The organism is Chromatium okenii (assembly GCF_016583745.1).
GTDB classification, from domain to species: domain Bacteria; phylum Pseudomonadota; class Gammaproteobacteria; order Chromatiales; family Chromatiaceae; genus Chromatium; species Chromatium okenii.
The window spans coordinates 26546-40834 of sequence record NZ_NRRQ01000029.1 but is presented as its reverse complement, the minus strand read 5'-3'; the positions used below and the strand labels follow the sequence as shown (position 1 = coordinate 40834).

13 protein-coding genes are annotated in these 14289 nt (G+C 51.8%); 10 read left to right on the top strand and 3 right to left on the bottom strand.

Features of this window, described 5'->3' with window-relative positions; genetic code table 11:
- Window positions 1–20: 20 nt before the first annotated feature.
- On the bottom strand, window positions 21–587 hold the full coding sequence (locus tag CKO12_RS10995; RefSeq protein WP_200154814.1) for a Uma2 family endonuclease: 567 nt from the start codon (window positions 585–587) through the stop codon (window positions 21–23).
- Between the two features lie 42 nt (window positions 588–629).
- On the opposite strand from CKO12_RS10995, the gene dusB reads away from it, so the two are divergent.
- The 9 genes from dusB (at window position 630) to CKO12_RS10950 (ending at window position 11220) form a co-directional block, all read left to right on the top strand.
- Complete coding sequence (gene dusB, locus CKO12_RS10990; RefSeq protein WP_200154792.1) at window positions 630–1658, top strand: tRNA dihydrouridine synthase DusB; 1029 nt, start codon at window positions 630–632, stop codon at window positions 1656–1658.
- Between the two features lie 36 nt (window positions 1659–1694).
- Complete coding sequence (purH, locus tag CKO12_RS10985) at window positions 1695–3260, top strand: bifunctional phosphoribosylaminoimidazolecarboxamide formyltransferase/IMP cyclohydrolase (protein WP_200154791.1); 1566 nt, start codon at window positions 1695–1697, stop codon at window positions 3258–3260.
- A gap of 83 nt (window positions 3261–3343) precedes the next feature.
- A complete protein-coding gene (gene lpxA / locus CKO12_RS10980; RefSeq protein ID WP_200154790.1) occupies window positions 3344–4120 on the top strand; it encodes an acyl-ACP--UDP-N-acetylglucosamine O-acyltransferase in 777 nt (258 codons plus the stop codon).
- A 71-nt stretch (window positions 4121–4191) separates the two neighbouring features.
- On the top strand, window positions 4192–5487 hold the full coding sequence (purD, locus tag CKO12_RS10975) for a phosphoribosylamine--glycine ligase (protein WP_200154789.1): 1296 nt from the start codon (window positions 4192–4194) through the stop codon (window positions 5485–5487).
- 96 nt (window positions 5488–5583) lie between these two features.
- Entirely contained in the window at window positions 5584–7200 is a 1617-nt protein-coding gene (locus CKO12_RS10970; protein WP_200154788.1) for a tetratricopeptide repeat-containing response regulator, read from the top strand.
- Between the two features lie 12 nt (window positions 7201–7212).
- On the top strand, window positions 7213–7911 hold the full coding sequence (locus CKO12_RS10965) for a sensor histidine kinase (RefSeq protein WP_242466306.1): 699 nt from the start codon (window positions 7213–7215) through the stop codon (window positions 7909–7911).
- 45 nt (window positions 7912–7956) lie between these two features.
- Entirely contained in the window at window positions 7957–9870 is a 1914-nt protein-coding gene (locus tag CKO12_RS10960; RefSeq protein ID WP_200154786.1) for a VWA domain-containing protein, read from the top strand.
- Window positions 9867–10484 carry a hypothetical protein gene (locus CKO12_RS10955; protein WP_200154785.1) on the top strand — a complete coding sequence of 206 codons (618 nt, stop codon included), beginning with the start codon at window positions 9867–9869 and terminating at the stop codon, window positions 10482–10484. Before CKO12_RS10960 ends, CKO12_RS10955 begins: the two co-directional genes overlap by 4 nt.
- Entirely contained in the window at window positions 10462–11220 is a 759-nt protein-coding gene (locus CKO12_RS10950; protein ID WP_200154784.1) for a UDP-2,3-diacylglucosamine diphosphatase, read from the top strand. Before CKO12_RS10955 ends, CKO12_RS10950 begins: the two co-directional genes overlap by 23 nt.
- Here CKO12_RS10950 and ruvB read toward each other — a convergent pair.
- Both ruvB and CKO12_RS10940 read right to left on the bottom strand, forming a co-directional pair.
- Entirely contained in the window at window positions 11209–12282 is a 1074-nt protein-coding gene (ruvB, locus tag CKO12_RS10945) for a Holliday junction branch migration DNA helicase RuvB (protein WP_242466305.1), read from the bottom strand. The two genes, CKO12_RS10950 and ruvB, sit on opposite strands and share 12 nt — an antisense overlap.
- Window positions 12283–12391: 109 nt before the next feature.
- The gene (locus CKO12_RS10940) at window positions 12392–12913 is read right to left on the bottom strand and encodes a hypothetical protein (protein WP_207146341.1); all 522 of its coding nucleotides are present in this window, start codon (window positions 12911–12913) and stop codon (window positions 12392–12394) included.
- 92 nt (window positions 12914–13005) lie between these two features.
- On the opposite strand from CKO12_RS10940, the gene CKO12_RS10935 reads away from it, so the two are divergent.
- Window positions 13006–14268: a hypothetical protein gene (locus tag CKO12_RS10935; protein WP_200154781.1), complete on the top strand. Its 1263-nt coding sequence runs from the start codon at window positions 13006–13008 to the stop codon at window positions 14266–14268.
- Window positions 14269–14289: the final 21 nt, after the last annotated feature.

Sequence of the window (14289 nt, the reverse complement as noted above, 5' to 3'; positions counted from 1 at the left end):
CCTTTTGTTATCTGCAGTGCTTAAATCTCAGGCCACTGAATCTCCAAACCATTCACCACCATCACCGCAGTGGGATCAGTTAATTCGCGCACTTCTGGCTTGCCAAAACGACCATCTTCACCCAGCAGATAAATCATTAAAATGCGATCAAGTGGGTGCAATAACCAGTATTCACGCACTCCGTGCCGTTCATATAACGCCAGTTTGCGGATTTGATCGTGCGCAGCCGTACTCGGTGAGAGGATTTCAATAATCCAATCCGGCGCACCGCGACAACCTTTATCATCCAGTTTATTCCGATCACAAATCACTGCCAAATCAGGTTGCACCACCGTATCAACTTGATCATCCGCTTCGTCGCGCTGCGGTAAACGCACATCAAACGGTGCAATATAAACGCTGCAAGGATGGTTCTGTAGTGCATTGGCGATCTGGCGCGTCAATTCCACCACGAATTCTTGATGAATACGGCTGGGGGCGGACATCGCAAAGGCTTGTCCATCAATCAATTCCCAACGTTCATCATCAGGCCATTGGCAATAATCGCCATAAGTAAACCGCTCGGTCGTACCGGCAAGCTGTGGCATATTCATGGATAAACCTCATCTTTAGGATTGATACATTATTCTATGATCACGCCTTCTGCAACACAACCAAACCTCCAATCACCATTGCGCCCTTTTGTCATTGGCAATCATCAATTTGCGAATAATCTGGTGCTCGCGCCAATGGCAGGAATTACGGATCGCCCCTTTCGTGTGTTATGTCGCCAATTCGGTGCCGGTTATACTGTAGCGGAAATGGTCGCAGCGAATACGGCATTATGGGGCAGTCGTCAATCATTGCGCCGTCTTGATTATAGCGGTGAATCCGGCATCATTGCCGCGCAAATTGTCGGCGCAAACCCAATTGAATTGGCGCAAGCTGCCCAGCTGAATGTCGATTTAGGTGCGCAGATTATTGACATCAATATGGGTTGCCCCGCGCAAAAAGTCTGCCGCGTCGCTGCCGGTTCCGCGTTGCTGCGCGATGAGCCATTGGTTGGGCGGATTTTGGCGGCGGTCGTCGCGGCAGTGCAGGTGCCGGTCACGCTGAAAATTCGCACCGGCTGGTCGCCAGAAACCCGCAACGCGCCCGCCATTGCGCACATCGCGCACGATTCTGGCATTGCGGCGTTGACCGTACACGGACGCACTCGCGCTTGTCATTACAACATTCCGGCCGAACACGACACGCTGGCTGCCGTCCGCGAGGTGTTCACTGGCACTTTAATTGCCAACGGCGACATCGCTACGGCGGAGGACGTTCGCCGCATTGTGGATGCAACCGGGGCGGATGCGATTATGATTGGACGCGCTGCGCGAGGGCGACCGTGGTTATTTCGTGATCTCGCGGCGGAATTGACCACCGGCGTTGCCCCGCCGCCACTGCCCGCGCCAGCTTGGATTGCCGCGCTTGTCTGCACCCATCTTGATGAATTATATCAATTTTATGGCGCAACCATGGGCGTGCAAATTGCGCGTAAACATCTCGCGTGGTATTGCCGCAGCTTTCCTCAGGCGACGGCATTTCGGGCAACGGTCAATCAGGCGCAGACGCCAGCCCAACAAACCGCGCTGGTGCAAACATTTTTCGCCCGCTGCGCGGATATAACTTGAATTTTCAACCCTTTAACGACGTTCGGACTCAATTTGATGCAAGCCATTCATCGCGCCCTGATTAGCGTTTCTGATAAAACCGGAGTAGTCGATTTTGCCCGCGCCCTCGCCGCGCACAACGTCGAAATTCTTTCCACCGGCGGCACTGCCAAACTGCTCACCGCGCACGGCATTCCCGTCATCGAAGTCTCTGATTACACAGGGTTTCCTGAAATGATGGACGGGCGCGTCAAAACGCTCCATCCGCGCATTCACGGCGGCATTTTGGGACGACGCGGCATTGACGAGGCGGTGATGGCGGTCAACGCGATTGCGCCGATTGATTTGGTGGTCGTCAATCTGTACCCGTTCGAGCAGACCGTCGCCAATCCCGACTGCGATCTGGTCACGGCGATTGAAAATATCGACATCGGCGGCCCGACCATGCTGCGCGCTGCCGCCAAAAATCACGCCGGCGTGACCGTCGTCGTTGATGCAGCGGATTACACCCGCGTCTTGTCCGAAATGGAGAGCACCGGCGGAGTCAGCTTCGCCACGCGCTTTGATTTAGCAGTCAAAGTGTTTGAACACACCGCCCGTTATGACGGCGCAATTGCCAATTATCTCGGCGCCCGCGTGGCGACTGCGGCGGGTGAAAACAGCGCCTTCCCGCGCACTTTGAGCCTGCAATTCAAGCGCCAGCAGGCGCTGCGTTATGGCGAAAATCCGCATCAAAATGCTGCGTTTTATGTCGAACACGATCACAGCGAAGTCGGCATCAGCACCGCCCGCCAAATTCAAGGTAAGGAACTGTCTTATAACAACATTGGCGACACCGACGCCGCGCTCGAATGCGTCAAACAATTCAGCGGAGCGCCCGCCTGCGTGATCGTCAAACACGCCAATCCGTGCGGCGTCGCCGTCAGCACCAGCCTGCTCGACGCCTACAACCGCGCCTATCAAACCGATCCCGAATCGGCATTCGGCGGCATCATCGCGTTTAACGACGAACTCGACGCAGAAACCGCGCAAGCCATTGTTGAACGGCAATTTGTTGAGGTCATCATCGCCCCGCGCATCAGCGCCGCTGCGCGTGCCGTCGTCGCTGCAAAACAAAACGTGCGGCTGCTCGAATGCGGCAGTTGGAATGCAGAACCTGCGTATCGCCTTGATTTCAAACGGGTCAACGGTGGTCTGCTGGTGCAAGATGCGGATTTGTGTCTCACCGAACAGGTGAAAACAGTCACCGAACGCGCTCCCACTGCACAGGAATATGCCGACTTATTATTTAGCTGGCGCGTGGCCAAATTTGTAAAATCCAATGCCATTATTTATGGCCGTGAACAAATGACGATTGGCGTTGGCGCAGGGCAAATGAGCCGCGTAAATTCGGCGCGAATTGCGCGGATTAAAGCCGAACACGCGGGGTTAATTGTTGCTGGCGCTGTCATGGCATCCGATGCGTTTTTTCCATTCCGCGATGGCATTGATCAAGCGGCAGAAGCGGGAATTACTGCCGTGATTCAACCGGGCGGCTCCATGCGCGATGCTGAAGTCATTGCCGCTGCAAATGAACATGGTATGGCGATGATCTTCACAGAAATGCGCCATTTCCGCCATTAAATTCTCCAGCCCTTTTATAAATCCCCCAACCCCCTTTTTCAAAGGGGGCTTTTTACTCAGATTGGCAAGGGTTAAAGTTAAACATGCGGATTCATCCCACTGCGATTATTGAAGCTGGCGCTCAATTGCACGACACGGTGCAAGTGGGCGCGTATTCAATTATTGAAGCAGGAGCTGTCATTGGTGCTGGCTGCATTATTGATAGCTGTGCGCGTATTTATGGCAATACGCGCATGGGCATGAATAACCGCGTGTGTCACGGAGCCACACTCGGTGCCGAGCCGCAGGATTTCACTTTCACTCCCGACCGCGCTAAACCATTAACCATTGGCGACCGCAATCACTTCAAAGAAGGCGTTAATATCAGTTGCGGTATTAAATCCGACGACGGCACTCGAATTGGCAACGATAATTATTGGATGGCATTTTCTCATGCTGGGCATGATTGCGTGATTGGCGATCACAATATCTTTGCCAATACCGCCACGCTCGCAGGGCATGTCACGATTGAAGATCGCGTATTTTTATCCGGTCAAGTGGCAGTGCATCAGTTCTGTCGGATTGGCGCGTATGCAATGGTGGCGGGAGTGACGGGCGTGGCGCAAGATGTGCCACCATTTGTATTAGCGGATGGACATCGCGCTAAAATGTTAGGATTAAATGTGGTTGGTTTACGCCGCAATGGATTTACTGCCGAACAACGCCAGCATATTAAAGCCGTGTATCGGTTAATTTTGCGTTCGGGATTACGTTTGGCGCAGGCGTTAATTCGGGCTGAACAAGACTATCCCAGCCCCGAAACGGCGCATATTGTGCAGTTTATTCAATCCAGTCGGCGTGGTTTAATTTCGTTTGGTTAATTGAATTGTGGTTTAACCTTGGCGGACAGTTATCGCAATGTCACGCTTTCTCATAACGAATACGATGAATTATGAATATATTGATTGTTGGTAATGGTGGACGTGAACACGCGCTGGCGTGGAAAGTGGCGCAATCGCCGTTGGCAAAGCGGGTGTTTGTTGCGCCCGGCAATGGCGGCACGGCGCGAGAAGCCGGCGTTGAAAATGTGGCAATTGCCGCCACCGATATTCCGGCGCTGCTGCAATTTGCCCGCGAGCAAGCGATTGATTTAACTATCATCGGACCGGAGTTGCCGCTGGTGGCGGGCATCGTCGATGCGTTTCTGGCGGCCGGTTTACCCTGTTTTGGCCCCAGTCAAGCCGCCGCGCAGTTGGAAGGTTCCAAAGCCTTTGCCAAACAGTTTTTAGCGCAGCATCACATTCCGACTGCCGCTTACGGCGTGTTTACCGAAGTGGAGCCAGCGCTGGCGTATTTGCAACAAGTGGGTGCGCCGATTGTGATTAAAGCTGACGGCTTGGCTGCCGGTAAGGGCGTGATTGTGGCGGACAATTTGGCAGACGCAGCGGCTGCCGTGCGCGATATGTTGACTGTCGGACGCTTTGGCACGGCGGGAGCGCGGGTGGTGATTGAGGAGTTTTTGACTGGCGAGGAGGCGAGTTTTATCGCCATGATCGACGGTGAACAGATTGTGCCGCTGGCGACTTCGCAGGATCACAAGGCGCGAGATGATGGCGATCTCGGCCCGAATACCGGCGGCATGGGCGCGTATTCGCCTGCGCCGATTGTAACGCCCGCAATTCAAGCCCGCATTTTGCGCGAAGTAATGGAGCCGACGGTGGCGGGTTTAATAGCTGCGGGAATTCATTATCGCGGCTTTTTATATGCCGGTTTAATGATTGCGGCTGATGGCACGCCGAAGGTATTGGAATTCAATTGCCGTCTCGGTGATCCCGAAACTCAGCCGCTATTGCTGCGCTTACGTTCTGATTTAGTTGAATTATGTTTAGCGGCACTTGCCGGCACCCTCGACCAGATGACGGTTGAATGGGATCCGCGTCCGGCGCTGGGCGTGGTATTGGCGGCGGGCGGTTATCCCGATCAACACGCGCTGGAACAATTAATTACTGGCGTTGAGGCGGTGCCGCCGTCGGAAGCGATGATTTTTCACGCCGGCACTCGGATGGTAGACGGGGCGCTGTTGACGAATGGCGGGCGCGTGCTGTGCGTGACGGCGCTGGGGACGACTGTAGCGGATGCGCAACGACGCGCTTATCAAGCGTTGGATCATATTCATTGGGAAGGCGCATTTTGCCGCCGTGATATTGGTTATCGCGCCATTGCGCGTGAAATTGCAATGGCATCTTAAAAACAACTGTCTTGATCGCTACAGAGAGTAAAGAGTAATATCTGAAACGATCTGTAGCAGAATGAGTGAATAAAAGGCGCTTAGGGGCGCAATCCAATGGCAGATGAAGAATATCTTAATAAAAAGTATCTGATTGTTGATGATTTTAGTGATGTGCGTTCAGCAATTAGAAGTATTCTGCGTTCACTGGAAGTGACACAGGTCGATCAAGCGCGTGATGGTAATGATGCCATTGCGCAGATGACAAGTAGACGTTATGACGTCGTGCTCTGTGATTACAACCTTGGTCCCGGCAAAGATGGACAACAGGTTTTAGAAGAAGCGCGTCATAATTTGCTCTTAGGTGTGGATAGCATTTTCATTATGATTACTGCGGAAAACACCCGCGACATGGTGATGAGTGCGGTTGAATACGCGCCCGATAGTTATCTTTCCAAACCTTTCACCAAAGACATCTTGAAGCGGCGGTTAGATAAGCTATTTGAACGCAAGGCTGATCTGAGAAAAGTCAATAAAGCACTGATGGCAAAAGATTACAGTGCCGCTATTGCTGAATTGGACGATTTGATTGCAAGGAATCCGAAAAATTTACCGGATTTGCTCAAGTTAAAAAGCGAAGTGTGTTTAACCGCAACGCGCTATGATGATGCGATAGTGATTTTTGAGCAGGTATTGGCTGAACATGAAACCTCTTGGGCGCGGTGGGGCATGGGAAAAGCGTTGTATTGGAAGCGCAACCATGCTCAGGCGATGGAGATGTTTAAGCAATTGATCGTCAACGATCCGAATTTTGTTGCCGCGTATGATTGGCTGGCAAAAACGCAGGCGGAATTAAAACAATTTGAAGAAGCCGAGCAAACGTTACATGCGGCAGTGAAAATTTCGCCCCGCGCCTTGAAACGGCAGCAACAATTGGGTGATTTAGCATTAAGCAATGGTCATCCTGAACAAGCGGAAACTGCATTCACGAAAGCAGTGACGTTAGCCAAGCATTCAGTACTCAATCATCCCTCATTATTTGCTGGTTTAGCGCGATCTAAATCGAGCAATAGCAAGCATATTGAGGCATTAAAGATCATCGGTGAAATTACCAAGGTTTTTCCCGGTCAACCCGAAGCGGTGTTTTATAAAGCAACGGCAACGGCAGCGGTGAAACAGAATCAAGGTGATACGGCTGCTGCAGCGGATGCTATGCAGAATGCAGAAAAAGCAATTGCGCAATGCGGTGAGACGACGCGCTCGAAACTTGGCTTAGAAATGGCCAAAACGTATGTCCAGATTGGTGAACAAGAAAAAGCCACGCTGCTGCTACAACATGCTATTGCCAATAACCATGATGACGAAGAGTTTTTGATGGAATTGGTGCAGGTGTGTCGGGAAGCAAACTTTGAATACGACGCCGAAACTGCCATTCGTGAAATTCAACAGCGTGTGGTTAAAACCAACAACACCGGTGTGTATTTAATTAAACAAGGCAAGTTTGACGAAGCGATTAAACTGTTGAATGAAGCTGCCGAAGAAATGCCCGGCAATAAAACCATTAACCTCAATGCTGCCAAGGCAATGATTATTAGAATGGAAAAGCAGGGCGCTTCGATGGATGATATTCTCACTGTGCGCCGTTATGTTGATCGTGTACAGGCACTTGCACTGCAAGATTGGCGGTTGCACGAAGTGACTTCGCGGTTAAAAAACATGACGCCAACGAATTAGTAGTGAGGCTGGATGATGGACTTCTCCGATATTCTTGCTTCTTCCATCCATGACATCAAGAATTCACTCGGATCAATTCTTAACACGCTGGATGCGTTGATTAACAACCCGGATAATCAACTCGCTGATTCGCAACAAGTGAGTCTGTTGCAACATGAAACGCAACGCGCAAACAGTACGCTGATCCAATTGCTCAATCTCTATAAACTTGGCAATGCGCAATTAACAGCGCGAGTCACTAAGCAGCATCTTGGTGATTTTTTTGAGGATGTGATTGCTGATAATCAGGCGCTATGTCGGGCATTGGCGCTTGATTTAACCTATGTTTGCGACGCGCAAACAACTGGTTATTTTGATGCTGATTTAATTCACGGGTTGCTCAATAGTGCGATTGGTAATGCCGGACGCTATGCCCGCACAAAAATTCAACTCAGTGCTGCTAAAACCCAGAACTATTTAGTGATCCGTTTAGAAGATGACGGTGTAGGATTTCCCGAATCGTTATTGCAATGGTTTACTTCACAACAGCAGCCTGAACAGATCATGGTGTCCACTGGTGGTAGCAGCGATCCGGCGCGAACGCATCTCGGTTTGTACTTTGCGGCGCGGGTGGCTGAATTGCATCACACTCCCGACGGGCGTAAAGGGTATATTCAATTGCGGAATGACTATTCACTCCCCGGCGGTTGTTTTGAGTTGTGGTTGCCATAATTTTTAATCCCCGCGCCTTCACCGCACCACACGGCGGTATTTTCTATGAAAGATCACTTTTTGCTGTTATTTAAACGACAAATTTTGTTTTCGTGCGTTTTATTGTTGAGCGCCAGCAGTTTGTGGGCAGCACCGCCGCCAGATGTCCGTTTATTAATTGATGTCTCTGGCAGTATGCGCCAAAACGATCCGCAAAATTTGCGCATACCTGCGCTGCGATTGGTGAATGAATTACTGCCGCTGGGCGCAGAAGCGGGAGTGTGGTTATTTGCGGATAAAACTGAGGCTTTGGTGCCGCCAGGTGTCGTCAATGAAGCGTGGAAAACGCGCACGCGCTCACGGTTAGAGCGGATTCATTCGCGGGGCGCGTTGACGGATATTGAGCAAGCGTTGACGGCCGGTCTCAGCGGCTGGGAAGCGTCCAAGGAGGCGACGGATCGGCATCTGGTGTTGCTGACGGACGGGTTGGTCGATGTCGGTAAAGACCCGACGCAAAGTGCGGCGTCGCGGACGCGCATTTTGTCTGAGCAATTGGCGCGGCTGCGGGCGTTGCATGTCAAGGTACACGCGGTGGCGTTGTCGGATGCGGTGGATGCTGAGTTGTTGCGCATCTTGACCAGCGATACCGGCGGTTGGTTGGAAAAAGCGGCTGATGCCGACGCGCTGCAACGGATTTTTCTGCACATGCTTGAGCAAGCGGCAGCGCCGACGACGGTGCCATTAAGCGGCAATCAGTTTCAAATTGACGCGCAAGTGTCTGAATTCACACTGTTAGCTTTCCGCAGCGGCGAGATGGCAACGGCGCTCATCACGCCGGACGGCAAAACGATTTCTGGCACCAAACCCACGCCGAATGTGTTGTGGCGCGAAGAGGAGGGCTACGATCTGGTGACACTGACCACGCCGCAGTCCGGGCGTTGGCAATTGCAGGGCGTGAGCGATCCCGATAATCGCGTGGTGGTGGTCACTGATTTGGGATTGGAATTAGAACCGCTGCCGGGGGTGTTGCCGCATGGCGCAAAACTCAATATCAGTGCTTGGCTCACCAATCATCAGCAGCCAGTGACGCGCCAAGATTTATTACAACTCGTCACCGCTAAAGTCACGTTGACGCAGCTAGACACTGCGGTTGTACCCGCCGCCGCGCCAGCCCCACCGGATCATCCTGCGCCAGCTCCCGCACACCATGATGCGCCAGCACATTCCGCGCTAGAACCACCACATCTGCTTGATTTTGTGGGCAATGTTTATGCAGCAGAAGTGCCGCCCCCGTCACACGATGCTGAGAAAAATCATCTCGCGCCGATTGAAGTGCGCTTGGAACTTGATCCTGCAACCGGTCGCTATCACACCGAACTCGAAACCAATCCACTCGCGCCCGGAAATTATCAGCTCCAAATCATTCTCGATAGCGGCACTTTCCAGCGCCAGCTTGCCAAACGGTTCCGCCTGATTGGCGCACCGCTGACCGTAAATTACCAAGTGCAATTACCCACAGAGGTAACGCCAACTGCCACCATCGTCGCCACCCTCACTGCCGAAGCTGATCTGGTTGATTTGAAAACACTTTCCGGCTATTTACGGGCGCACAGCACAACGGGACAGCAGGTCGTGCTCGACATTCCCCAACCGACCACGCAGCCGCTGGTGCTCACACTTCCCATCGCGCACCCCGGCAGTTATCGGGTGGAAGGGCGGCTGCTGGCGCGTTCCCGCAGCGGCGAACCCATTGATGTCACTCCCGCACCGGAACAACTTGAGGTGCAATTTGCCGCGCCAGCGACGGATGCGGATGCGCCAACCGCGCCGCTGTCATGGCTGGATGTGAGCCTGTATGTCATGTTGGGCAACGTCGCCCTTGGCGCATTTCTCGGCCTGACTTGGTGGTTATTGCGCCGCTCCAAACAACGCGCATTAGCAGCACAAATAACAACTTCTTCCACAATGGCATCCGCATGAACGCATTGACGTTAAGCAGTTTCATTCTGGCGGCGGAATTCGCACTGGTGGCATGGGCAATTCTGTTTTTTTTAATGCGCCATCACAATCAAAAAGTGCATGATGATTTACAACATGCTGGCGAAGTGATTAAAAAATTTGAACGGATTGAATTATCACGGCGCGATGCGCTCACCGCGTTATTTGAATCAACATATCAGCTACAAGATGACGCACTAAAAGCAAAAGTTGATGAATATGCGCGGCGCGAACAAGCCTTTTATCAAGCGATGCTCAGTTTATATTTAGAGCGCGATGGTAAAAAATTAGCAGATATTCCCAACGAATTGGCAATGGTGCTCGATCCTTGGGCAGATTTGGTCTCAACACAACTGTCAGATGGCGCCTTAGAAAGTGAAAAAATAAAGCTTGCCGAAGAATTAGAAACCACCCGCCACACGCTCGATGAATTGATGAAAGAGTATTCGGCGGCGTTTAGCACTGATGGCGAAGAACCTCCCGCAGTGAAAAGCGCAAAATCAAAATTAACTGAACCAGAAGCGGAAGTGGAAATTAGCGCCGAAGAATTGGAAGGTCTCACTGATTTATTTGATGCGCCATCATCGCAAAAATAATTGCATTGTCACTGCCGTGATTCTATTTATTTCTGACCTGCATTTAGCGCCGGAGCGCCCCGCCACAACAGCGCGTTTTATTCATTTTCTGCGCACACACGCCCGCCACGCGCAGCAGCTTTATATTCTCGGCGATTTATTTGATGCGTGGATTGGCGACGATGACGACACGCCATTGCAGCGGGATATTTGCGCCGCATTGCGCGACTTGACCGCTGCTGGCGTGGACTGCGCGATTGTGCCGGGCAACCGCGATTTTTTGCTGGGACGCGCTTTTTTCCGCACCTCCGGCTGCCAGCGTCTGCGCGACCTGACGTTGCTCAACTGCGGCGGTGAATCGACCGTATTGCTGCACGGCGATCTGTTGTGCAGCGATGATGTCGCGTATCAACGCTTCCGCCGTCATGTCCACAACCCCTTGTTGCAGCAGCTTTTTTTATGGCAACCGCTGGCAAAACGACGGGCGCTGGCGCAGCACTATCGTCAGCGCAGCATGACCGCAACCGCAGAAAAAACGTTGGAAATCATGGATGTGAATCCGGCAACGGTGGCGACGACTCTGCGCCGTTTTGACGCAACGCAGATGGTGCATGGACACACGCATCGCCCCGCTGACCATCTGGATAACGGTGCGACGCGGCGGGTGCTGGCGGCGTGGGATGAGGTGAATGGCGGTGAAGTGTTGGTGCTGGAGCCGGCTGCGGTGAATAAATGGCACCGTAAATCAATAATTTAGCTTCAAATCGAACCAATCCGGCGCGACATCTGCTGCCAAACTCGGCGGCGGCGTTCGCCCAAAATGTTGATAAGCGCGGGGCGTCGCCATCCGTCCCCGCGGCGTCCGCATCAAAAATCCCTGTTGAATCAAAAACGGCTCCAACACATCCTCAATGGTGCCGCGTTCCTCGCCAATCGCGGCCGCCAAACTCTCCAGCCCGACCGGCCCGCCCGCAAATTTCTCAATCACCGCCTCCAACAACCGCCGATCCAAGTGATCGAAACCCAGCGCATCAACTTTGAGCAGCGTCAACGCCTGATCGGCCACCGCGTGAGTGATGCGACCGTCAGCGCGAATTTGCGCGTAATCGCGCACCCGCCGCAGCAACCGGTTGGCAATGCGCGGCGTTCCCCGCGCCCGCTGCGCAATTTCCGCCGCGCCCGCCGCGTCCGTGTCAATACCCAATAATTGCGCCGACCGGGTCACGATGCGCGTCAAATCCGCCGCCGCGTAGTATTCCAACCGCGCCACGATCCCAAACCGATCCCGCAGCGGCGCGGTCAACAGCCCGGCGCGAGTGGTCGCACCAACCAGCGTAAACGGCGGCAAATCGAGTTTAATCGACCGCGCAGCCGGCCCGTCGCCGATCATAATATCGAGCTGATAATCCTCCAGCGCCGGGTATAACATCTCCTCAATGAGCGGGCTAAGGCGATGAATTTCATCAATAAACAACACATCGCCGCGTTCCAAATTGGTCAGCAGCGCCGCCAAATCGCCGGGCTTTTCCAACACTGGCCCGGAGGTTTGGCGCAAATTCACCTGCATTTCATGGGCGATGATGTGCGAGAGCGTGGTTTTGCCCAGCCCGGGCGGGCCAAAAATCAACACATGATCAAGCGCCTCACCGCGTGCTCGCGCCGCACTGATGAAAATATCCATCTGCTCGCAGACGGCGGGTTGTCCAATATAATCAACCAGTTGACGCGGACGAATGGCGCGATCAAGACCGCGATCATCGGTCAACAGCACAGGATCAAGCAGGCGTTCTGCGGGTAAACTCTCTGGCGCATTCATCATAACTGTTATCAACTTGTTTATTAAACCACGCTGCAATTGAGCGTTTCGTTATAAAATAACGCTGAATTAAAACTCAACTAAAAAGTGCAACTGCATCATTCCAATCGTATTAACCAGCAATGACGCCAACTAACTCATCAATTGCATTCAGTTCTTGTTGTAACGCCTGCGACTGCTGTTTAAGCGTCGCCACCGTTGGCGCAGTGGCGGTTGGAATACGCGGGCGCAAAGTTGTCAATTGACGTTTTGTGCGCACCACCTGCGCTTGTGCCTGCGCCAAACGCGCTTGCCGCGCCTGCGCAGCGGCAGCAGCAACTGCCGCTTGTTGTTGGCGGCGTTGATTAGCAAGCGCCGCCTGTTCTTGTGCAATTCGCTGTTCTAATTGCGCCAATCGCTGTTGCGCTTGTTCGAGACTACTATTTAATTGCGCCCGCTCAATTTCTAAAGCAGCAACTTCACTTTTTAGTTGGTCACCAGTCTGCAATTCATTATGATATTGCGCGGTGCGCGTATCCACTCGGTTTTGATAAACACCGCCACCTAAACCAGCAAGACCGTTAATAAACCCGCCTTGATGCGGATCGGGATTGGTTGCGCACCCACTGCTCGCAGTTGCCCACAAGATAACCAAGCAATAGTAAAATGGGCGGTGAATATTGAAATAACACATCAGCGGTTTCCTCAGTCAATTCATTTTATGAGATCAACAGTGCGGAGAATACTATGAATACAGCACGTTTTGCGCTTAAATTATGTGGTGCGGTGATAATTGGTTGCGTGTTTAACGTACAGGCAGAAGAAGAATGCACCTTGCCGCCCTGCACTTGTCCGGCGCCAGTGGGTTCTGATTTATTCAATTTATCGTTGTGTGTTGATGGCGCATCAGCACAAACGAGTGCAAATTCAATTAGCGGAATTATTGCGCAACTGGATGAAACACAATTGGCTGGACAATTCAACACTTATGAACAAGGCGTTTCCGCAGCAGTGTATCATCTTGATTTACGCGGTTTAGATGCAACCTTGGGCTATAGCTATGGCTCAACGGCATTGATGTTTGTGGTGCCAAGTCTTGGTATTAGCGAAATTTTTGATGGTGGCAATCGCAATGCGAGCAATGATTTATTTGAACAATATCTTAAAGAAAGCGGCAAAGAAGTTGCCAAAGAGTTATTGCGAAGTTCACCGGTTGATCCCATTGCCGGAAATCCAGCAAGCGTACAAAGTCAGATGTCAGAAGGTGATTTCGAGGCTGGCACCAGTTCCACTTATGAATCCACACCAACCGGGCAAAATTTGAGTTTAGATGCGCGTTTTGGGAGCTATAGCATTGGCGACGTGACGCAAAATGTATTCACTTTGCCTATTTCATATAGCTACACATTTAGCAATTATGATCGGCTTATTGTTCGCGCCCCCATCACCTATATTGAGGTGGATGGAGCGACTGCATATCGCGGTAATCTTGGTATTGCGTATCGTAAAAACGTTTTTACTGAATGGTCAATCACGCCGGCGCTTGGTTATGGTATTTCTGGTTCTTCAAATTTAGGATCATTAGGTCAAATGATTTCTGGCTCGCTGACGAGTGATTTAATTTTGCATCGCAGTGACGCTTTACGCATCAGCATGGGCAATATGGTTGGTTATTATGCAACCTTACCCACTGATTTTGGTGAATACAGCATTAACTACACGCTTAAAAATACCATCACTCGCAATGGGTTGTTATTTTCTATTCCAATGCAAACGCGGTTTTGGAATCGCGCATTTAGCGTTGATGTCTTTATAACAGATACCAGTTTCTTTGGTGATGCGTTATACACCAACAGTTATCAAGAATTTGGAATATCTCTTGGACCAGCGCGTTCCAGTGCGAAGTTAGAAGCCAATCAATCAAGTCATCCGTTTGGTTTAGGAATTAAATACCTCACCGGCGATGGCGACATCGAAGGTTTAGAATTTAACTTTGGGTATCGGTTTTAAGGCACATTCACACGTCGGCAT